Source organism: Domibacillus sp. 8LH, from assembly GCF_038806185.1.
Taxonomy (GTDB): Bacteria; Bacillota; Bacilli; order Bacillales; family Domibacillaceae; genus Domibacillus; species Domibacillus indicus_A.
Genome location: NZ_JAVJNG010000002.1, coordinates 126,131 through 146,562, shown reverse-complemented (window position 1 = coordinate 146,562; position 20,432 = coordinate 126,131). Strand labels below are relative to the sequence as shown.

General features: G+C 46.5%; 18 protein-coding genes. 1 reads left to right on the top strand and 17 read right to left on the bottom strand.

Going from position 1 to position 20,432, the window contains the following annotated elements:
* Window positions 1–63 precede the first annotated feature (63 nt).
* The 8 genes from RG959_RS04215 to uxaC form a co-directional block, all read right to left on the bottom strand.
* Window positions 64–918 carry an HAD family hydrolase gene (locus RG959_RS04215; protein WP_342796079.1) on the bottom strand — a complete coding sequence of 285 codons (855 nt, stop codon included), beginning with the start codon at window positions 916–918 and terminating at the stop codon, window positions 64–66.
* Window positions 919–1,007: 89 nt separating this feature from the next.
* A complete protein-coding gene (locus tag RG959_RS04210; RefSeq protein WP_242232594.1) occupies window positions 1,008–1,274 on the bottom strand; it encodes a phosphocarrier protein HPr in 267 nt (88 codons plus the stop codon).
* Between the two features lie 143 nt (window positions 1,275–1,417).
* A complete protein-coding gene (locus RG959_RS04205; RefSeq protein ID WP_342796078.1) occupies window positions 1,418–2,053 on the bottom strand; it encodes a phosphoheptose isomerase family protein in 636 nt (211 codons plus the stop codon).
* An 87-nt stretch (window positions 2,054–2,140) separates the two neighbouring features.
* Window positions 2,141–2,995, bottom strand: a complete 855-nt coding sequence (locus tag RG959_RS04200; protein ID WP_342796077.1) for a MurR/RpiR family transcriptional regulator — start codon at window positions 2,993–2,995, stop codon at window positions 2,141–2,143.
* 129 nt (window positions 2,996–3,124) lie between these two features.
* On the bottom strand, window positions 3,125–3,634 hold the full coding sequence (locus RG959_RS04195) for a DUF3231 family protein (protein ID WP_251271319.1): 510 nt from the start codon (window positions 3,632–3,634) through the stop codon (window positions 3,125–3,127).
* A gap of 97 nt (window positions 3,635–3,731) precedes the next feature.
* Window positions 3,732–5,216: a UxaA family hydrolase gene (locus RG959_RS04190; RefSeq protein ID WP_342796418.1), complete on the bottom strand. Its 1,485-nt coding sequence runs from the start codon at window positions 5,214–5,216 to the stop codon at window positions 3,732–3,734.
* Complete coding sequence (locus tag RG959_RS04185; protein WP_342796076.1) at window positions 5,185–6,648, bottom strand: tagaturonate reductase; 1,464 nt, start codon at window positions 6,646–6,648, stop codon at window positions 5,185–5,187. The genes RG959_RS04190 and RG959_RS04185 overlap by 32 nt, the downstream gene beginning before the upstream one ends.
* Complete coding sequence (gene uxaC, locus RG959_RS04180; RefSeq protein WP_342796417.1) at window positions 6,617–8,062, bottom strand: glucuronate isomerase; 1,446 nt, start codon at window positions 8,060–8,062, stop codon at window positions 6,617–6,619. The genes RG959_RS04185 and uxaC overlap by 32 nt, the downstream gene beginning before the upstream one ends.
* A gap of 144 nt (window positions 8,063–8,206) precedes the next feature.
* On the opposite strand from uxaC, the gene RG959_RS04175 reads away from it, so the two are divergent.
* Window positions 8,207–9,196, top strand: a complete 990-nt coding sequence (locus tag RG959_RS04175; RefSeq protein WP_342796075.1) for a LacI family DNA-binding transcriptional regulator — start codon at window positions 8,207–8,209, stop codon at window positions 9,194–9,196.
* A gap of 154 nt (window positions 9,197–9,350) precedes the next feature.
* Here the strand turns inward: RG959_RS04175 and bglB are convergent, their stop codons facing one another.
* From bglB to RG959_RS04130, 9 genes are all read right to left on the bottom strand, one after another.
* The gene (gene bglB / locus RG959_RS04170; protein ID WP_342796074.1) at window positions 9,351–10,451 is read right to left on the bottom strand and encodes a beta-galactosidase BglB; all 1,101 of its coding nucleotides are present in this window, start codon (window positions 10,449–10,451) and stop codon (window positions 9,351–9,353) included.
* A complete protein-coding gene (locus tag RG959_RS04165; protein ID WP_342796073.1) occupies window positions 10,423–11,829 on the bottom strand; it encodes a family 4 glycosyl hydrolase in 1,407 nt (468 codons plus the stop codon). The genes bglB and RG959_RS04165 overlap by 29 nt, the downstream gene beginning before the upstream one ends.
* On the bottom strand, window positions 11,826–13,832 hold the full coding sequence (locus RG959_RS04160; RefSeq protein WP_342796072.1) for a beta-galactosidase: 2,007 nt from the start codon (window positions 13,830–13,832) through the stop codon (window positions 11,826–11,828). Before RG959_RS04160 ends, RG959_RS04165 begins: the two co-directional genes overlap by 4 nt.
* Complete coding sequence (locus RG959_RS04155; protein WP_342796071.1) at window positions 13,825–14,514, bottom strand: rhamnogalacturonan acetylesterase; 690 nt, start codon at window positions 14,512–14,514, stop codon at window positions 13,825–13,827. Before RG959_RS04155 ends, RG959_RS04160 begins: the two co-directional genes overlap by 8 nt.
* 21 nt (window positions 14,515–14,535) lie before the next feature.
* Window positions 14,536–15,309, bottom strand: a complete 774-nt coding sequence (locus tag RG959_RS04150) for a carbohydrate ABC transporter permease (protein ID WP_483298849.1) — start codon at window positions 15,307–15,309, stop codon at window positions 14,536–14,538.
* Between the two features lie 120 nt (window positions 15,310–15,429).
* A complete protein-coding gene (locus RG959_RS04145; protein WP_342796069.1) occupies window positions 15,430–16,329 on the bottom strand; it encodes a carbohydrate ABC transporter permease in 900 nt (299 codons plus the stop codon).
* A gap of 70 nt (window positions 16,330–16,399) precedes the next feature.
* Window positions 16,400–17,707 (bottom strand): ABC transporter substrate-binding protein, encoded by a 1,308-nt coding sequence (locus tag RG959_RS04140; protein ID WP_342796068.1) that lies wholly within the window; start codon window positions 17,705–17,707, stop codon window positions 16,400–16,402.
* A 162-nt stretch (window positions 17,708–17,869) separates the two neighbouring features.
* Entirely contained in the window at window positions 17,870–18,652 is a 783-nt protein-coding gene (locus tag RG959_RS04135; protein ID WP_342796067.1) for a response regulator transcription factor, read from the bottom strand.
* Complete coding sequence (locus RG959_RS04130) at window positions 18,627–20,417, bottom strand: cache domain-containing sensor histidine kinase (protein WP_342796066.1); 1,791 nt, start codon at window positions 20,415–20,417, stop codon at window positions 18,627–18,629. The genes RG959_RS04135 and RG959_RS04130 overlap by 26 nt, the downstream gene beginning before the upstream one ends.
* Window positions 20,418–20,432 lie beyond the last annotated feature (15 nt).

The following is a 20,432-nucleotide window of genomic DNA, read 5'->3' as shown; positions in this document are numbered from 1 at the left end:
GATGGATTCAGCGCCTGCCCTATAGAAAAGTCCGCCGGCTCATCGGCTCTCCAGCATGAACCTTTACTGCATTAAAAAATCGATCGCTTCTCCAATGCCATTTTCATCATTTGAAGCGGTCACATGCTGTGCCGCAGCCCTAACGGCTGCCGGCGCGTTCCCCATGGCAATGCCGATGCCCGCACATTGAAACATCGAAATGTCATTGAAGTTATCACCGATGGCGGCCGTTTGGGACAGCGGCACGCCAAGACGCAGGGCAAGCTCCTTTAAAGCACTGCCTTTCGTTGCACCACGAGGCGAAATTTCTAAATTCACATAATTGGAGCTGCTGGCTGCTTCCACATCCGACAGGCTTGTTTTGATTTTTTGTTCAATCTCCCGAAAATCGCCCGTTTCACTGAAAATGGCCATTTTTGAAACATCCGGATGGTTCTCGAGCCACTGACTGATGTTTGGTGTCACCCGCACCCGGCATTCCTCTAAATATGCGTTTCGCCGTTCCTGCAGGCCGCCTGTTTGAACGAGCGGAAGAATATTTTGATCTACCCATTTCTCATTCCAGGGGTTCTTCTCTGGTACAATCAAGTCGTTTCCTTCATATAAGTGAACGCATATGTTTTCCTCCTCGCAAAATGAAACAAATTGCTTTAAACCTGCGTAAGAAAAGGTTTTTTGATTGAGCAATTCGCCCTTTTCATCATGAAGAACTGCACCATTCAATGAAATAATAGGTGTTTTCAGACCAAGTGTCTCACCAATCCAGCGTGTGGCCAGCGGCGTCCGTCCGCTGCAAATGACGACCTGGCCGCCCCGCTCTTCAAAGGAACGGATCGCCCGGATTGATCGCTGATCAATTTCTTTTTCTTCATTTAAAAGTGTCCCATCCAAATCAATCGCAATCAGTGAGTAAGCCATTTCATTTCCTCCACATTTCGATTTTTATGTATGAAAAAACGGAAAGAAGGGACTCTTCTTTCCGTTTTAAGAGAAGACTTGGGCAAAAATTATTCGCCAAGACCTTGAGTTTTAATTGTTTCGCCTACAGCTTCGATTGCTTGATCTTCGTCAGAACCAGCAGCTGTTACTGTGATAGACGCGCCTTTTGGAATACCAAGAGACATAACGCCCATGATTGATTTCAGGTTTACTGTTTTGCCGTTGTACTCAAGGTTTACATCTGAGCTGAATTTTGAAGCTGTTTGAACAAGTACTGTAGCCGGACGAGCGTGGATACCTGTTTCATCTGTAATTGTAAATGTTTTTTGTGCCATGTTAAGAAAACTCCTTTGTCGTTAAAATTGTACGCTGTTCCTATTATAAAATAAACTGCACACAAATACCACTAAAGTGCTGTCGCATTTTAGCGTAAAACAAAAATCCCTGCTTTTTCTTGTCTCATTGAAAAAACAGAGAATTAAAAGGAAATTTCTTTTAACTCGTATTGGAGAATATAAGTTGACGCTGCCTGTGACACAAGACGGATAAACAGGTTTTGCAGCCATGCCCGCTGGAAGGCGGTTGAATGTTGATCCAAATCCAGCTTTATATTGATATTGGCCGGCATTTTCTCCTCTGGTTCTTGGCCAAGCAGAATACTTGCTGTCATCGCACCGCTTTTCCGTGCGTACCTTAAGCTGCTCTCCGTATAAGATGGTGCCTCTGCCGCAAAGCAAATGACCATATCACGAGGCCCAGCCTGAAGCTCGTTTAAATCCATTCGTGCTAAAAGCTCATTTTTGCCCGATTTTGGGCAGTATTTTTTTCCAACACTATAATTTTGCAGTCTCACTGGTCCGTTTAAATCGGTTATATGAATACGCTCACTTGCTCGAGGAGTCAGATAAATTAATCGTCCGTTTTTTTGAATCGTTTGAATGGCCGCGATCACCAATTTGTGAATTGAACCTATTTCTTCTTTTATGCTTTTGAACGTGATGGAATCGTTTATTTGACCTGAGTGTAACAGTTCGTTGATGTGACGGAAACAGTCAAATGTGTCTTCATCTGCCACTTGCTTAACATCTTGTACGGTTTGCATTCTATCACTCATTTCTCTTGAAGCGTCCCAACTTCTATTATACGCCCAAGAAATAAAAATACAATTTTTCCAGCATATTTTGTGAAATTTTATTTTTTATTATTTTTTTAATTTCGAAACAGCCTCAGATGCTTTTGCATATGGCTCCTCTACATAAGAACCAATTTGATGAAAAACCGCTACGTACAGAGCATCAATCATATTCATCTGAACGGTTCTAGAAGCAATGCTCCCAATCCGCTTTTCATGCTCCACCATTGGCGTTCCAAGGACAATATCCGCTTCTTTGTACAGAACCGATTTGCCAACAGTCGTAATAGCGATGACGGTGGCGCCTCTTGATTGGGCAAAACGAGCGAGCTCAATAACGTCTTTTGTTTTGCCTGATGTACTGATTGCGATAAACACATCTCCCTCCTGCATATGGGCAGCCATCGAAAGTGAAAAATGAAAATCCGGCGTCATGACCGCATGGAAGCCAAGCTTCGCAAATTTATAGTGTCCGTCAACGGCCGCAGCAGCAGAACCGCCTACTCCATAAAATAGGATCATTTTTGATTGAAGCAGTGCCTGGACAGCTTTAGACAGCTCCCGCTTATCCAATGCTGAAAGGGCAGCGTCAAGCGCACCCCGGTTCACGTGAGTGACTTTGTTAAACAGCTCATAGGGCGAATCTTTAGACTGCAGCAATGAGAAGTCATTGACACTCATGGATGTATTCGACAATTCTTTGACGAGTGTTAATTTAAACGTTTTGTAGCTTCCAACCCCAATCGTTTTGCAAAACCGGATGACCGTTGCTTCACTGACTTCCGCCCTTTTCGATAACTCCCCTGTCGTCATGTTCGGTACAAGGTGGGCATTGCTTAAAATAAAGGACGCTACTTTTTGTTCTGCTGTGCTCATTTCACTGCTTTGAAGTTTTATTTTTTCCAGCATCGATGTTCCGCTCATTCGGCCCCTCCTGAATGTATTGTTTTTATCTTATCGGACAGGCTTAAAAAGCGTCAATTGGTGCTGGCACAATTGGTGCTATTTTCAGAAAAAAAGCAGGACTGTCTGGATAACAGTCCTGCTTTTTCACTATGCATTTACGTGGCTCATATGAAGGGGCGGCACGACAAGCCAGCCTTTTTCTTTTAAAAGCCGTAAGTTAGTCTGGCCAAGTTTCGCTTTGGCTGTGTGAAATTCTCCGAACATCATCGCAATGTCCTCACGAATACACTGCGCCATTGCCTGGCTGTGCGATGTTAAGCCCATGCCGATATCCTTTCCGATCATCGACGCAATTTCTGGATCTTGAATACGCGCCCCCGGCGGAATGCTTTCAAGATCTGCATGCGGACGTTCAGGAGGCTCCGGCGGGATCGCTACGCCATTTTCTCTTAAGATTTCATCCAAGCCTGCCATTTCCGCGCGTGCCAATGTTAAGCCTTCCTCAATCACTCTCTTCAAATCGCCATCACCGGCATGGTTTAACATCGTGCTGTAAAAAGCGGCTGCGCTTTTAGCGGCCAGGGAGCCTGCCCAGACAGCAGCTACTTCACCGTAATGCAGCGGCTCGTCTTTTGGATTTCCACTTAAAATACCCATCGTATCCCTCCATCAAAGTAGATAGTGTGTGCTTGTCTGCACACGACTAGTATTTTGAAGTGGAAGCCATCCTATTCAGAAAGTTCGGGACTGTCTCTTACAGCGTTACGCCTGTTTTAAAAATAGCGAGCTCGCGGAAATTATTCCTTTCATTATTCACCCATTCACCGCTTGCTACCCGGATAATATATTGAATAAAATCCTCAAGGACCAGGTCTGCTGATATGTCTTCAATCAGCGCTCCGGCATTGTAGTCAATCCAATGACGCTTTTTCTCGTAAAGCGGCGTGTTTGTAGCGATTTTTACCGTCGGCACAAATGAGCCAAATGGGGTACCGCGCCCTGTTGTAAAAAGAACCATCTGACAGCCGGATGCCGCTAAAGCGGAAGACGCCACCAAATCATTTCCAGGAGCGCTTAATAAATTCAGTCCCTGCTTTTTCAAGCGGCCTCCATACGGAAGCACATCCACGATTGCCGATGTGCCGGCTTTTTGCGTGCAGCCGAGTGACTTATCTTCAAGTGTTGTGATGCCGCCTGCTTTATTGCCCGGCGATGGATTTTCATATACCGGCTGGTTGTGATCAATAAAATACTGCTTAAAATCGTTGATCAGCCCGACAATCTTCTTGAACACTTCCTCATTTTCGGCACGCTCCATCAGAATTGTTTCAGCTCCAAACATTTCTGGCACTTCTGTTAGCACGGTCGTGCCGCCCTGGGCAGTGAGAAAGTCAGAAAACCGGCCCAGGAGCGGGTTGGCGGTAATACCGGAAAACCCGTCTGATCCTCCGCACTTTAAGCCAATTTTAAGCTCAGAAAGCGGTACTTCCTCCCGGTGATCGTGCTTTGCGGCTTCCCAGATAGCGTGCAGGCATTTCACCCCTGCCTCCACTTCATTTTCTACGTCCTGTGAAAGCAGAAATTGAACACGGCTTCTATCATATTCACCGAGTGAATCGCGCAGCTCATTAATATTGTTGTTTTCGCAGCCAAGCCCAAGCACCAGCACTCCACCTGCATTTGGATGGACAATGGCGTCTGCTAATATTTGTTTTGTCTGGGCATGGTCATCCCCAAGCTGAGAGCACCCGTAATTGTGTTTTAAAACGAGCACATTTTCAAAAGGTGTAATATCTCCGCCCCGTTCCTGCTTAAACTGCTCAATGACCAGGTCGGCAATACCGTTTACACAGCCGACCGTTGGGACAATCCAGAGCTCGTTACGAATACCGACACTTCCATTGGCACGCTTGTAGCCTTTAAAAACCGCTGTTGATCGTTTAAATGGATTATCGTTTAATTTTTGTGTAAAGGTATAGGTCTGAATATCGTTTAAATTGGTTTTCACATTATGCGTATGAACAATGCTTCCCCTTTTAATAGGCTTTGTGGCATGCCCAATCGGAAAACCGTATTTAACAACGTTGTTATTTTCTTCGATATCCTGCAGTGCAATTTTATGTCCTCGGGCTGCGTCCTCCCAAAGCTCTACACCCGATTCGATGTGTGTTCCTTTTGGCAAATCTCGAAGCGCTACAGCGACATTATCACGACCGTTGATGATCAGCGTATCTTTCACCATGTGCACCTGCTTTCTTTAACGTATCGATGACGCCGTTGCGTTCAATATCGAGCGCAAAACGGGCTGTTTGGTCTGCCAGACCGGAGATACGGTTTAAATCCTGGCCCCACAGCGCTTCATATCCGAGCACATTTCGCACAAGCTCTTCAATGGCTTCATCTGTACCATTACATGCACGCCATTGATCGCGGAAAAAATCGACGATATACGCTTCATCCGTTTCGCTTTTTTTGTATACATGAATCCAGGCAGCAAGGGCAAGCGCCATCCGCTGAGGCACTTCACCAAATGTTTCTGCATACTTGATCAGTACCGGCACATTTCTCGTTTTAAATTTTGATATTGCATTCAAGGCAATGCTTTTCACATAATGCTGAACAAACGGATTAGCAAACCGGCTCAATACTTCATGTGCAAAAGCGGTCGTTTCTTTCTCCGGCAGCCCAATCGCCGGGATAATTTCCTCGAAAATAAGCTCTTCAACAAAAGCGTTTGTATCGCTGTTCGTCACGGTTTCTTTTACCGTTTCGATTCCTGAAAGCAGTGCAATCGGCGTTAAAGCAGTGTGTGCCCCGTTCAAGATAAACACTTTGCTTAACCGGTACGGAGCCAGGTCCTCTACCACTTTTACATTCAATCCGGCCGCATGAGCTGGAAACTCTTCTTCCAGCCAGCCAGGTCCTTCGATCGCCCATAAGTGATAATGCTCACCAACAGTCATTAACTGGTCTTCAAAGCCAAGCTCCCTTTCCAGCTCTTCTCCATCCTCTTTGGGATAGCCCGGCACAATCCGGTCGACCAAGCTGTTGCAAAATGTATTCGCTGTCTCCACCCATTCCGCGAAGATTTCGCCGAGCTGCCATGCTTTTGCATAACGCAGCACCATTTCTTTTAACACTGCACCATTTCGGTTAATCAGTTCACATGGAATGATAACGAGCCCTTTGTCGGAATCTCCATTAAAATGGGTAAACCGTTTCCATAACAACGCTGTTAATTTACCTGGAAAACTGTTTTGTGGGCGGCTCTCTAGCTCGTCTTCCTCGTCAAACGCGATGCCGGCTTCGGTTGTATTAGAGACGACAAACCGGAGATCCGGGCTCTTTGCCAGCGCCATATACTCGTCGTATTGGTCGTGTACATTCAGCGCCCGGCTGATCGATTCGATTACTTCATGCCGGCGCACGGCTCTGCCGTCCAGCATTCCCTGGAGAAAAAGGCTGTACAGCCCGTCCTGCTCATTGATCACATCAGCGGCACCACGTTTAGTGGATTGAACAATCACTACACTGCCGTTAAAATCTGTTTCTTTATTCATACGGTGAATCATCCAGTCGGTAAATGCTCTTAAAAAATTGCCTGTGCCAAATTGAAGCACCCGTTCTGGGTATTCTGTTTTACCGTGCGCTGTTTTGGTTAGACGCTGCAAGAAGTCCGCCCCCTTTTTCATCTAAGCCGAAGTCAAAATAAGCGGCCGCGTTTTCAAAGCAAATCCTTTTGACAATTCCGCCAAGAAGGTCCATATCATTCGGGACTTCCCCCTGCTCGACCCACGTACCGATTAAATCACAGACAAGACGACGGAAGTATTCATGGCGTGTGTAGGACAAAAAGCTGCGTGAATCCGTCAGCATGCCGATAAACTGGCTGAACAAGCCAAGATTGGCCAGCGCTTTCATTTGATCAAGCATTCCGTCCTTCTGGTCATTAAACCACCAGGCCGTCCCAAACTGAATTTTGCCCGATACGCCGCCTCCCTGAAAGCTGCCTGTTACACTGGCAATCGTGTAGTTGTCTTTCGGATTTAAAGAATACAGCACCGTTTTCGGCAGGCTGCCCTTCCTCTCAAGAGCGTCCAGCAGCCCGACGAGCGGCTTTGCGAGCGGCTCATCATTCATACTGTCATAGCCCGTATCAGGACCGAGGCGTGTGAACATGCGCTCATTGTTATTGCGGTGGGCATGCATATGATACTGCATCACCCAGCCTCGTTTGACGTACTGCTCACCGAGGAATGTCAGCGTGTATGTTTTGTACTTTGCTTCTTCTTCAACGGATACCTTTTCGCCGTTTAACGCTTTTTTGAAAATGGCGCTGGCTTCTTCCTGTGTAGTCTCCGCAAACATCACCTGGTCAAGTGCGTGGTCAGATACGCGCCCGCCCGTTTGATGGAAAAAGTCAATTCTAGCTTCGAGCGCTTTTAAAAACGCATCGTAGCTGTCGATGTGTATGCATGCCGCTTCTGAAAGTGCCGCCGTCCAATCCTTAAAGCTGTCACGGTTAAGTTCAAGGCCTTTATCCGGACGGAATCCCGGCACGACCTTTACATCAAAATCACCTTCTTCTAAAAGCTTTTGGTGGTACTCGAGTGAATCAGCTGGATCATCTGTTGTACAAACGACTTTTACGTTGGAGTTCCGGATCAAGTCACGCGCACCCATGCGCCCGCTTGCCAGCTGCTCGTTTACCTTTTCCCAAATGGCCGGTGCGCTTTTTTCATTTAATAGCTCGTGAATGCCAAAGAACCGCTGCAGTTCAAGATGTGTCCAGTTGTAAAGCGGGTTGCCGATTGTCATGGGAACCGTCTTTGCCCAGGCAAGAAACTTATCGTAGTCATCAGCGTCTCCCGTAATATGTGACTCCTCTACTCCATTTGCCCGCATAAGCCGCCATTTGTAATGGTCCCCATACAGCCATGCTTCCGCTATATTGGCAAACTGCTTGTTTTCATAAATTTCTTTTGGGCTTAAATGGCAGTGATAATCGATAATCGGCATTGCTTTAGCATAATCTTCGTACAATGTAACCGCTGTCTTATTGGTCAACAAAAATTGATCATCCATAAATGCTTTCACATTTCCCATCTCCCTTTTTCTTAATAACAACGTTGTTATTATCATACTGTATTGTTTTATTTCATGCAATCCTTTATTGATAACAACGTTTTTTTAGAGTAACATGAAGGAAAAACAACTCAGGTGATCGATATGGCCATTACAATAAAAGATATTGCAAAAGCGGCTGGTGTCAGCTATTCAACGGTCTCAAAAGCATTAAACGACAGCCCGCTCGTTCAGCCGAAAACAAAAGAAAAGATTCATCAGGTGGCACGTGAAATGGGGTATGAGCCTAATTTTGCGGCAAAGCAGCTGGTCACAAAGCAATCGAAGACCATTGGCTTGATTTGGCCGACGCTGGATCGTGCAGCTCATTCCACTCTTGTGACCGAGCTAAACACTGAAATTCAGAGAAGGGGATTTTCGATGATTTTATCCGTTAACCCTGTCCAGTCTTCTCTTGATTTGTTCAAGCGGTTTCATGTAGATGGGGTACTGATTTTTGATGAAGAAAACAATCTTTCTTCTGATGTTACTGCTCCGTTTCCCGTTGTTTCGTACGGAGCCGGGCCGCAAAATTCTTTTTCCTTTGTGGACCTTCATTATCAAGAAGCGATGTTTCAGGCAGTCGAATATTTAAAAGAGCTCGGCCACCGGGATATTTCTTTTATCGGCGATTTTTCTCCCCTTAATTTGCGCCAGCAGGAAAAGTACCGCGGCTTTGAACGGGCGATGCAGCATTTTAACCTGCCGGTTCATAAACAGTCGTTTATTAATTCAGCCGGCCTTGAATGGTATGACGGCTATCAGGCAACCAAAAGAATGCTGCGGTCTTCTTCTCTTCCTTCTGCGGTGATTGGTGCGAGCTATGATATTAGCGCGGGCATTGTGCGGGCCATCCGCGAAACGAGTCTTGTGATTCCGAAAGATATGTCGATTATCGGCTATGACAACATTCCGCAGATGGCTACACTTGAAGTGCCGCTGACCAGTGTCGGTGTTCCCGTTCAAGCTGTTGCCGAGCAAATGACGTCGCTTCTTTTTGAACAGCTGGAAACCGGGTCAATGGAGCAGATCACCCGCACGATGAACTCTATTTTAATCGAGCGGCATTCGTGCGCCCGCGTAAATGGACGGTAACCTTCTTTTCTGGGTCGGAAAAAGAAAAATAGAGCCGGTTTTTCCCGCTGCCGGGCCGGAATGAAATAAAATCCGGCCGAACAGCTTTAGAATCTGGCCCAAATTTAACAATTCCGGCCCCGCCAATAAAAAAGAGGCGCGTAGAGCGCCTCTTTTACAATTTTACATATAAATATTCAACTAAGCATAAGATCGCCATCGATTGGCCATACGGCATGGCTGTGACGGGAATCTGCTTGTAAAAATCAAGTGTTTCTCCCATGGCCGTTCCGGCGGATACATGCTTTAGTTCGCCTGTTTCATCAATGTTTTCGATTACTGCTTCTACTGCTTTCAAGCCCATTTCTTTGTACTTTTTTCCAACGTAGCGCTTGCGCACAGCTTTTAATGTACCAAAGCCAAAGCCTGCCGTACAGGAGGCTTCCACGTAAGAAGACGGGTCTAAAAGCAGCGTATGCCAAAGCCCATTTTCATTCTGGCACACCTGCAGCGCTTCAAGCTGGCGGTCTAACGTATCGATCAGCACCTGGCGGACCGGGTCGCCTGCCGGCAGTTCCACCAGGTCCAGAAATTCCGGAATCGCAATCGTAATCCAGGAGTTGCCGCGTCCCCACAATGCTTCCGCAAAGTTATGATTGCCCTCAAACGTCCAGCCGTGGAACCAAAGGCCGGTTTTTTTATCAAATAAATACTTAATGTGGACAAGGAATTGTTTTTTGGCTTCTTCTACATATTCCGGCTTGCCTAAAAGCAGCCCGATTTTCGCCAGCGGCAGCACGCTCATCATCAGCGTGTCATCCCAAAGCTGCTGATGGTTCTCTGAGCCGAACACAACGTGCTGGATGCCGCCATCTTTCGTACGCGGCATATCGTGATACAGCCAGTCTCCCCATGACTCCAGGTATGGCAAATACGTTGGGTTGCCTGTTTCTTCGTACAAATAAGCCATCGTTAACATTTGCACCATCGTATTAACGTTTTTCTCAACAGGCTGTTCTTTAAACTGGTCTTCAAACCATTTCACAATAATATCGAGAACGCCCTGCTTTTTCGTCAGCTTGTAATATTTCATCATGCCGTACAAGCCGACGCCTGCTGTCCATTCCCAATAATTAAAGCTTTTATTGTCGATCTTCCGTCCGTCCGCAAGCGGAATCGCATACGTTCCGTCCGGGTCGCTTAAGTTCACAAGGTTATCAATCAGCAAATCAATGGTTTGTTCAATATCATGACGATGCATACGCGTTGCGATCACGAACAAAACCTCCTCCAACATGTGATTTTGTGTTTTGAATCATTTCATCAAATAGTGCTTCCGCCTGCTTAAAACCGAGCGGCGCTACAAGCGGGTCGTTGAGAAACGCGTTAAGCGCAAGCTCTCTATTTTCAGTTAACGCTGCCTGCAGGACCGCTTCTTGATTGGCGGCATGCCGTCCAATAATGCCAAGCAAATCAGCCGGCAGGCTTCCGGCTAAAACTGGCTGCACGCTGTCACGGCGTAAAACGGCGTTTGTTTCTACAACAGCCCCTTGCGGCAGATTGGCAATCTGGCCCCGGTTCGGCATATTCACGTTTGTGACAAGCTCCTCGAGTCCAAGAAGGGCAGCAATGATGGCTACTCCTTCTTCTCCAGACGGTGCGAGTTCAAAATCTGCTTCGCCAGCGGCCACTTTTTGATTTTGCTCTATTTTGCTTTTGTGGTCTTTTTTCCGGAAATCAACCGGTGTTAAGTGAAACTTCCATTTCGCCACTGTTTCCGGGCTCTCCAGATAAACCGGCGGCATAAATTCTGCTAAATGGCGGTCGCCTGCTGCGGCGATGAGGCCGTACCGGCGAAACAGGTCAAACTTCACCCGGTTCGCAGATGAAAAAACGCTCTTCTCCCAGTCTCCCGGATTTTTCTCGTAGCCTGATTCGGCATGCTTCTCGACAAACTCCTTGTACATCGGCAGCAGGTCCATCTGTTGATAGCTTGCCCGGTCAATCCACGTAAAATGGTTAATGCCGATTACATTAACCTGTATATCCTGGCGCTGCTTCACTGCTGTGCCGGTCATTTCTTCCACCATGTCGGCCAGAAGGTGCTGCACTTCAAACACTTCATGGCAGCAGCCGAACGCTTTTACTTCTGGAAATACTTCATACAGCGTGCGCGTGCAAAGAGTCATCGGGTTTGTGTAATTAATGACCCATGCATCGGGTGCATACGCTTTAATGTTCTCCGCAATTTCTTTGTAAATCGGAATAGTCCGCAGACTGCGAATGATACCGCCCGGTCCGACTGTATCGCCGACAGATTGATAAATCCCGTATTTCTCCGGCGTATGGACGTCAGATGCCATTTCATCAAACGATCCCGGCAGGATAGACATAATCACAAAATCAGCATTCGTCAGGGCTTCCTTTATATCTCCGGTTGCTTCGTATACCCACTTGCCGACTGCTTCCTCGCGCGCAGACACACTGTTGCCAATGACAGCATTTTGCCGGGCGGCTTCCAGATAAATATCATAAAGCGAAACGGTCCCGCTGATTCTTGGCTCAAGCGCGAGGTCATTCATCAGCCGTTTGGCCCAGCCTTGAGATCCGCCGCCAATGTAGGCAATTTTCACATTTTCTACTTTCCGATTCATAAAGAAGCACCTTCTTTTCTAAATTCGATAATTCTATATTCGTATGGCTGTATCGTAAGTTTTCCTGCTTCTACCGGCTCCGCCTTCAACTCGTCCTGCCCGCCTGCTGGCACAGTTACCGTGCCGCCGTGACCATCCATATTGACAATCACCCACATCGCACGCCCATCCTCCGTTTCGCGCGGCACGACAATCGTACCTGGCGTCACATCTGTTTGTACTGCTGCGCCGGCTTCTTTTGCATAATGCTGAAAGATTTCCGCGATCAGTTTCTTTCCTGCCGCTCCAGATGGCATAGAGCCAAGCATCACAACTTTTCCTTTGCCAACATGATGCTCGGTTAAAAAAGCTTTGTCCGGCGTCACCCCTTTTGTAACGGTTCCAACCACACGGGCACCGGCCGGTTCAAATACAGCACTCCATAGTCCAAGCGGCGCTTCACAACCAAATGCTTCTCCAGCCGAGGTGTGCTCATCCATCGGGAAGGTAAAAAGGGTTCTGACACCTGCCCATTCCTCCAGCCGGCCCAATGCCCGGTCTGTATGAATGGTGTGGTTCTTTGTCCGGCCGCCTGTCATCGGCCCGGCAATCCAAATACCGCCCGCTTCCACAAAAGCCTTCGCTTGTTCCAAATACTCATCCGATACGTATGGAAGCAGCGGTGTAAACAGCAGTTTATACCCTGTAAGATCGCCTCCTTCAGGCAGCACATCGCGGTGAAACCCTTCCTGCAAAATGATGTTGTATAAGTCGGTCATGAGATCTTTGTAATGAATGCCGTTGTGCGGTTCCGTCAAATGAAACATGCGCGCCCGGTCCGAGTACGTTATCGCAATATCCGCTTGAACCGGCTTGGTCGCAAGCATGGCCGATTCTATTTTTTTGCGTGCTTCTTCAACCTGCAGCACATTTTCATACCCGACAGACGGCTCGCCCCACGCACTGATCACAGCGCTGTGCGGCAGTTCAGACCCGGTGCGCTGCTGGCGCCAGAGCCAGTAGCAAAAGCCTTGGCCGCCGAGCGCGTAAGCGGCAACGGCCTCTGATCTTAAATAACCGTTTTGGTGCGGATTTGCATAGCTTTCAAGCGATGCAGCATAGGAAGTACTCGTTTCCATTACCCAAAAAGGTGTGTTTCTCTTTAACCCTCTCCATACGTCGCAGTTCAACAAGTAAGACCCCATTTTTTCCTGAGGGGCATACGTATCAAAGGAAGCAAAATCAAGATGTTTAAACAGACGTTCATTATCAACCGAAAAAAAGAGTGTACTATTATGGGTAATGGGTGCTTCGGAATACCGGCGGATAATAGACGCCTGTTCATCCGCAAACTCGGCAATTTTTTCTGATTCAAACAGCCGGTACATCGTTTGCAGCGATGAATGATGAAGAAACGGGGTAGCGGCCGGCTGGGGAATTTGCTCGAATGACTGGTAATATTCACTCCAAATGTGAGTGCCCCACTCCTCATTCAGCTGCTCAATTGTGCCGTATCGTGCTTCAAGCCATTGGTGCCACTGACTTTTACACGAAGCACACATACACTCGGCGATGTGGCACTTAAATTCATTATCAAGCTGCCAGGCAATTACACCCGGCAGCCGGCCAGCTTCTTTAGCAAGTGCTTCTGTAATGATGGCCGCTTTCTTGCGGAAGTGTGCATTATTCGTACAAGCATGCTGTCTGGACCCATGAGTCATCGTGCGGCCGGCCTGATCCACATGCATCCATTCCGGGTGCCCGTGTGAAAACCAGATCGGCGGCGTTGGGGTCGGTGTACAAAGAACCGTATCAATGCCGTTTTCGTACAGACGATTAATGATATTTGTAAAAAAGCTTACATCAATCTTTCCTTCTTCCGGCTCCATTTTCGACCAGGCGAACTCCCCGATACGCACAACGTTAATGCCAGTTTCTTTCATTTGTTCAATGTCTTTGGCGATTGTTTTGTCATCCCACAGCTCCGGGTAAAAACAAGCGCCGTGGTAAAGCTTGTCAGCCATTGCGAATGGCCTCCTTTATATACGCCTTGAGCGGCAGATTTAATTCCTGAATGCCTTCTGCAACGAGCGCGGCGACTTTGCGGGCGCCGGTTTCGCAAAAGTGGGTATTATCCTGGATGCCTTCGGGGTAATTGTTGTTTTCTCCAGGGGCAAACCAAGTAAACAGCTCTGTGGAACGCTCCAGCCCGTATGACTCGTAAAACCGTTTTGTTTTCGCCCACATATCAATAAGCGGCACACCTTTTTTATCTGCCAGCTCTCTCATAGAAGCCGGATAGTCACCAAGCGAGTTTTGGATCGTGCCATCTTCTCCAAATGTACGGCGCTGAACCGAAGTGAGGAGAACAGGCAGGGCTCCCCGTTCCCTGGCTCCATCAATGTACTGGCTTAAATACTGAGGGTATGTGGTCCACGGCTTTGTGCCAAAATCTTTTTGATCGTTGTGGCCGAACTGAATAAACAAGTAATCACCCGGCGAAATGCTGTCCCATATGCCATCCAGGAGTCCTTCCTCAATAAAGCTGTTTGAGCTTCGCCCGCCTTTAGCGGCGTTTACGACTTTTACCTTATCGGTGAAACAATCAGCGGCCACCTGTCCCCATCCCATCATGGGAGCTTCATGAGGGGGACAGTCCGCTGCAGTAGAATCACCGGCAATAAATAAACACAGTTTTTTTCCCATAGAGCCGCTCCTTTTCGTTTCTTATTTCAATCCGCTTGTGCTGATTCCTTCTACGATATATTTCTGGAATAAGAAGAAAATCAAAATAACCGGCAAAAGTGAGACAACCGACATGGCAAACATGGCGCCCCAGTTAGAAGCAGTCTCAGAATCCAGGAATAGCTTTAAGGCCAGTGAAACCGGATATTTATCGGGACTGTTTAAATACAGCACCGGGTTGATCAAGTCTTCCCATTTCCAGTAGAACGAGAAAATCGCGGCTGTAGCCATCGCCGGCACGATCAGCGGCAAAATCACTTTGTAGAAAATGCCGAAGCGGCCGCATCCATCAATCCGCGCTGCTTCATCAAGCTCAATTGGAATGTTGCGGATAAATTGCACCATCAGGAAAATGAAAAACGCATGGCCGAAAAACTGCGGGACAATAATCGGCAAAAACGAGTTCAGCCAGCCGATTTTCGCAAAAATGATGTACTGTGGAATCATAACGACTTCGTGTGGAAGCATCATCGACACCATCATGCAGGCGAACCAGAATGCTTTTCCTTTAAACGAAATGCGGGCAAATCCGTACGCGATTAAGGACGAAGAAATAACGGCGCCGATTGTGGAAAAACCGACGATGATAAGCGAGTTTTTAATAAAGGTGCCGAACGACTGGCCGGCGATGCCTTCCCATCCCTGTGCATAGTTGCTTAAAATAAACGGATCTGGAATCAGTGAGTGAGCTGTAACAAACACTTGCGAGCTTTCTTTAAAGGAACTCATTAACAGCCAAATAATCGGATAAAGCATTAACAGGGCAAATGCGCCTGTGACAAGATGATAGATCCATTTTTTCCAATTAAATTTCGGTTTTTGCAATTGAAGCTGACGGGGCTCCGCCTGCGGTGATTCTTGTAATGCTTTCATTCGTTACCCCTCCTTCGATTCGTAGTGCACCCAATACTTGGATGTTTTAAATAAAATGAATGTTAAAAGTCCGACGATCAACAGCATCACCCACGCCATCGCGGATGCATAGCCCATCTGGAAGAAGTTAAATGCTTTTTGGAACAAGTAAAGCGAGTACAAAAGCGTTCCATCCAGCGGTCCGCCTTCTCCTTTGGAAATGATGTAGGCCGGCGTAAACGTCATAAATGCGGAAATCGTTTGCATCACCAGATTAAAGAAAATAATAGGGCTGAGGAGCGGCAGTGTAATTTTGAAAAACTTCTGGAACGGGTTCGCACCGTCTACACTTGCTGCTTCGTAATATTCCGGCGAAATATTTTTTAAGCCAGCCAGGAAAATAAGCATGGAAGAACCGAACTGCCATACAGACAGCATGATCAATGTCCAAAGAGCTGACGTTGGATCCTGGTACCAGTAGATTTTTTGATCAATTCCCATAAAGAACAGCAGCTGGTTAATGGTCCCTTCATTCCCGAAAATGTTGCGCCACATAATCGCTACCGCAACACTTCCGCCAATGATGGACGGCAGGTAAAACAGTGTCCGGTATATTCCTACCATGCGGGAAGCTCGGTTTAACAGCATCGCGACAATCAGAGCAAAAGCTAAGCGAAGCGGCACACCGGCCAGTACGTAGGTAAAGGTAACTTTAATTGTTGTCCAGTATTTTTCGTCTCCGGTAAACATTTCAATGTAGTTGGCAAGCCCAACCCATTGAGGTGTTGTAAACAAGTCATAGTTTGTGAAAGACAAGTAAAGTGAAATAACCATTGGGATAATAGTGAAGGCAAGAAATCCAATAATGAATGGAGAGATAAAAGCATAGCCTGCGAGATTTTCTCCTGCCGGGCGTAGTTTCATTTGGGGTCACGTCCTTTCTTATTTTAGAAAAGCAGGAGTACGATCTGTCCGTCATACCCCTGCCCTGTCATTAGGCGTTTCTGCTTAAAATTTCATCTGCCTGCTTACGGAATTTCTTCGCCCCTTCTTCAGGTGAAATTTTCTCAAACAGGATTTGGTCGGAAATGTCTTTCAAGGCTTTCATTACTTCAGCGCTGCCAAGCGGATCTGGCGGGTCAGCAGGGCTGGCTGTTTCAGAGGCACGTTCAACATATTCAAAGATTTTCAATTCATCTTCTGTCAGTTCAGGCTTTAGGGCATCGATGATTTCGGATGAAACCGGTACGCCGCGGTCGCCTTTGATCAATTTGTTGGCTTCAACGTCATTTGTAAAGAAATCGATGAATTTCGCTGCTTCTTCTTTGTGCTGAGAGCTTTTCGGCACGGAGAAGAACATACTTGGACGAAGGAACAATGCTTTGTTTTCAGCTTGCTCCGGCGGCAGGTTAAGTGTTAACGGTGCATCTGTCAGTTGCGCGAAACCAAGATATTGGTTTGAGTAGTTCCATGTCATGGCTGCGTTGCCTTTTACGATAAAGTCATCTTCAAGTCCTTTAACCTGAGCAGACACATCTGGCGTTGGGAACGCTTCCGCTTTAATTAAACGAACCTGGCGTTCAAAGAAATCGACGAACAGCTGGTCATCCTTGTAGGCAAGGCCTGTACCATCTTCTTTATAAAAACGTTCGCCTTGTGTGCGCAGATAGTACGGGAAAAAGACATCCGGTGGATTCATCGGGTTTGTGCCGTATTTGCCGGTTGCTTTTTGTACGTCAATGGCCGCTTTTTCGAAATCATCCCATGTCCAATTTTCACTATTTAATTCAACCCCTGCCTGCTTCAGCATGTCATCGTTTGTAATGACTGACAGTACGTTTGAACCCATATTAAACCCGTACATTTTTTCTCCAATATTGCCGCCCTTTAGCGTTGTTTCATCAATATTTTCAACGTTGATCGTGCCGTCTTTTGTATATGGTGTTAAATCTTCTAATTGGCCTTTTTCACCGTATTGTGATAAGTAAGCTGTATCCATTTGAATAATGTCAGGAAGCTGATTGGCTGCCGCCATCGGCGCCAGCTTTTTCCAGTAGTCATCCCAGTTCGCAAACTCCGCTTCGATGTTTACGTTTGGATGTTCTTTTTCATACATTTCGATAACTTTCATTGTATAATCATGACGTGGCTGGCCGCCCCACCATGCAACACGAAGTGTAATCTCTTCATTTGAACTGCCTTCTTTTGTTTCACCGCTTGTCCCGCTGCTGCTGTCATTGCCACATCCGGCAAGTCCGGCAGCCAGCATGAGGCTGCTTAGCGACAATACTACTTTCTTCATCCCAGTCCCCCGCTTTCGTTTCTTTTTTGAAAGTGCTTACAATCCTTATTTTATGGATTTTCTGAATTATTTAAATGGAAAAACCCGATAACAATGTTTAAAAAACAGTGATGGATGAAAAGTCCAAAAAAAAAGACCCCGACTCGGTCAGGACCCACCCGTTCATATGGCTTTACGATATTCCGTCGGCGTAACACCTGTGTACTTTTTAAATACCTGGCTGAAATACTGGGGATTGTCCCCAAAGCCGGTCCGCTCCGCCAAATCGGCGACTCGCACGTCCTCTGTCTGTCCAATTTGCTTGATCGCTTCTTCAATGCGGACTTTCGTTAAATAAACGGAAAAGCGCTCATTTGTTTCCTGCTTAAACAGCTTCCCGAGATAGTCAGCATTCATGTAAAGCATTTGACCGGCTACCCATTTTAAGGACAAATGCTTGTCGCTGAAATGAGTGTAAATAATGTCGACTACTTCGTTAATCACCGGCGAATACTCCCGGCACGGCTGCCGTGTTTCGGGTGCTGGCTGCTTCGGCTGCATTTCTTCAAACTGCTGCCGCTGCTGTTCCTTCTGCTTAATGTTTTTCACCGCGTCCGTGACCGTTTCAATAATATCAGCTTCATTGCACGGCTTGAGCAAATAGTTTTTTACCCCGTGCTGCATGGCGCACCGGGCATATTCAAACTCACTGAAGCCAGACAGAACAATAAATTGAATATCAGGAAAATCAGTCCGCACTTTGCCGGCAAGCTCAAGGCCATCCATACCCGGCATTTTAATATCGCTGATCACAATGTGCGGGTGATGCTCGGCAATTTTTTCGTAGGCTTCAATTCCATTTCGTGCGGTTGCAACCAGTTCCGTATCAAGCGACTGCCAGTCAATCACTTTTGAAATCCCTTCCAAAATGATGCGTTCATCATCCGCCAGCAACACTTTGTACATGATTTTCATCCCCCTTTTCAAAAGGTAAAAAAACCGTCACAGCCGTTCCTCTTCCAGATGCACTGTGAATGGTAATTCCGTATTTCTCCCCAAAAAACAGCTTCGTCCGTTCATCAATATTTTTCAGGCCAATGCCTGTCCCGCGTGTTTTGACCTCCCCTTTGTACAGCTTTTCCAGAAACTGTGCATCCATGCCAGGTCCATTATCTTCGACTATCACAAAAACAGCATCGCGCTTTTTGTGCGCCCTGATCGTGATCGTACACGGATCAATAATTTTCTCAAGTGCATAATGAATCGCGTTTTCAATCAGCGGCTGAATGGTCAGCTTTGGAATACGGCACTCCAGTACTTCCGGCTCCACTTCAAGGTGAAAATCAAGCCGGTCTTCAAAGCGATATTTTTGAATGGTCACATAATGGCTGACTAAATCGACTTCCTGCTCAATCGTAACGATATCTTCTCTTAAGTTAACGGAGTTCCGCAGCAAATAAGCAAGGGACTCTACCATTTTAGAAATCTGCGTCTGTTTGTTTGCCTTCGCCAGCCAGTTGACGGATTCAAGCGTGTTATACAAAAAGTGCGGATTCATCTGTGCTTGCAGCGCTTTAAATTCCGTTTCTTTTAAGAGCAGCTGTTTTTCATAGTTTTCTTTGATAAGTTCATTAATGCGCTGAACCATAAATGTAAAATCGCGGTGGAGCATCCCAATCTCATCCTGATGACGAGGAGGCGGCGGCATCGTTTCCGCGATTGCAAAATCCCCTTTCTGTATGTGGTGCATCGTTTGGACCAGTTCTTCAATCGGTGTAGTAATTTTTCGTGTGAAATGAACCACTGTCATAATGACAATAAGCAGTAAAACAACAAAAGCGGCAATAATCGAATACTTTACTTTGGTGATGTTTGAAAATACCGCGTCAAACGGAATAAAGTGCCAATACGTCCAGTCTGCAAACGATGTTTTTACGTAGGTGACAAAATACCGGCTGCCATTGATTTCCTTGATCGCGTATCCTTGCGCTGTCTGTTCGGAAAAATCAAAAGAGCGAAACGGACGTATATCTTCCTCCGAAAAAAACACGTGATCTCCATTTGAAATCATCGTGTTGCCCTGCGTGTCTTCCCATTCTTCAGGCAGTGACGCGACGATTTTGGCTAAATCCACACGAATAACAATCGTGCCCAGATTCTCCATACTTAAATTCTCGTAGGAGCGGATCTGACGGGCAGCGGTTAAAAACCGGTTCATGCCGTCTGCCGTTACCCATACATTCGATCCGTGCGCCTGCTCTGCCCGTTCAATCAGCATCGCTTTTTCTTTTTCCGCTGCCGGGGCGAGCGAATTTCCTGCTGAATACATTTTGCCATTTGTATCAATCAAGTAAATGGAATGAATATATTTTTCAGAGCTGATGTAGTCGCTTAACCGGTTGCTGATGGCTGTTTGAATGCCATACTGCTCATACCGGTTTGCCGCTTTCTTTGTATGGGCTGTCTGCTGAATAAGAGAAGGGTCGGTGACAATTTCAAATGAAATATCCTGAATACGCTGCAGTTCATTTTCTACACTGTCAGATGACATGCTGAGTACCTGAGAGGATTTTCGATAAATTTGCTGATCGTACGTTGTAAAGGCATACTGCAGGCCGGCAATGGTAAAAAGTAAAAACATACACATAATGGCGGAAACAAACACAATGAACTTATACTTAATTTTTAAATTTTCAAATGTGATAACAAGATATTCCCATAACGCCTTCAATCACACGCATCCTCC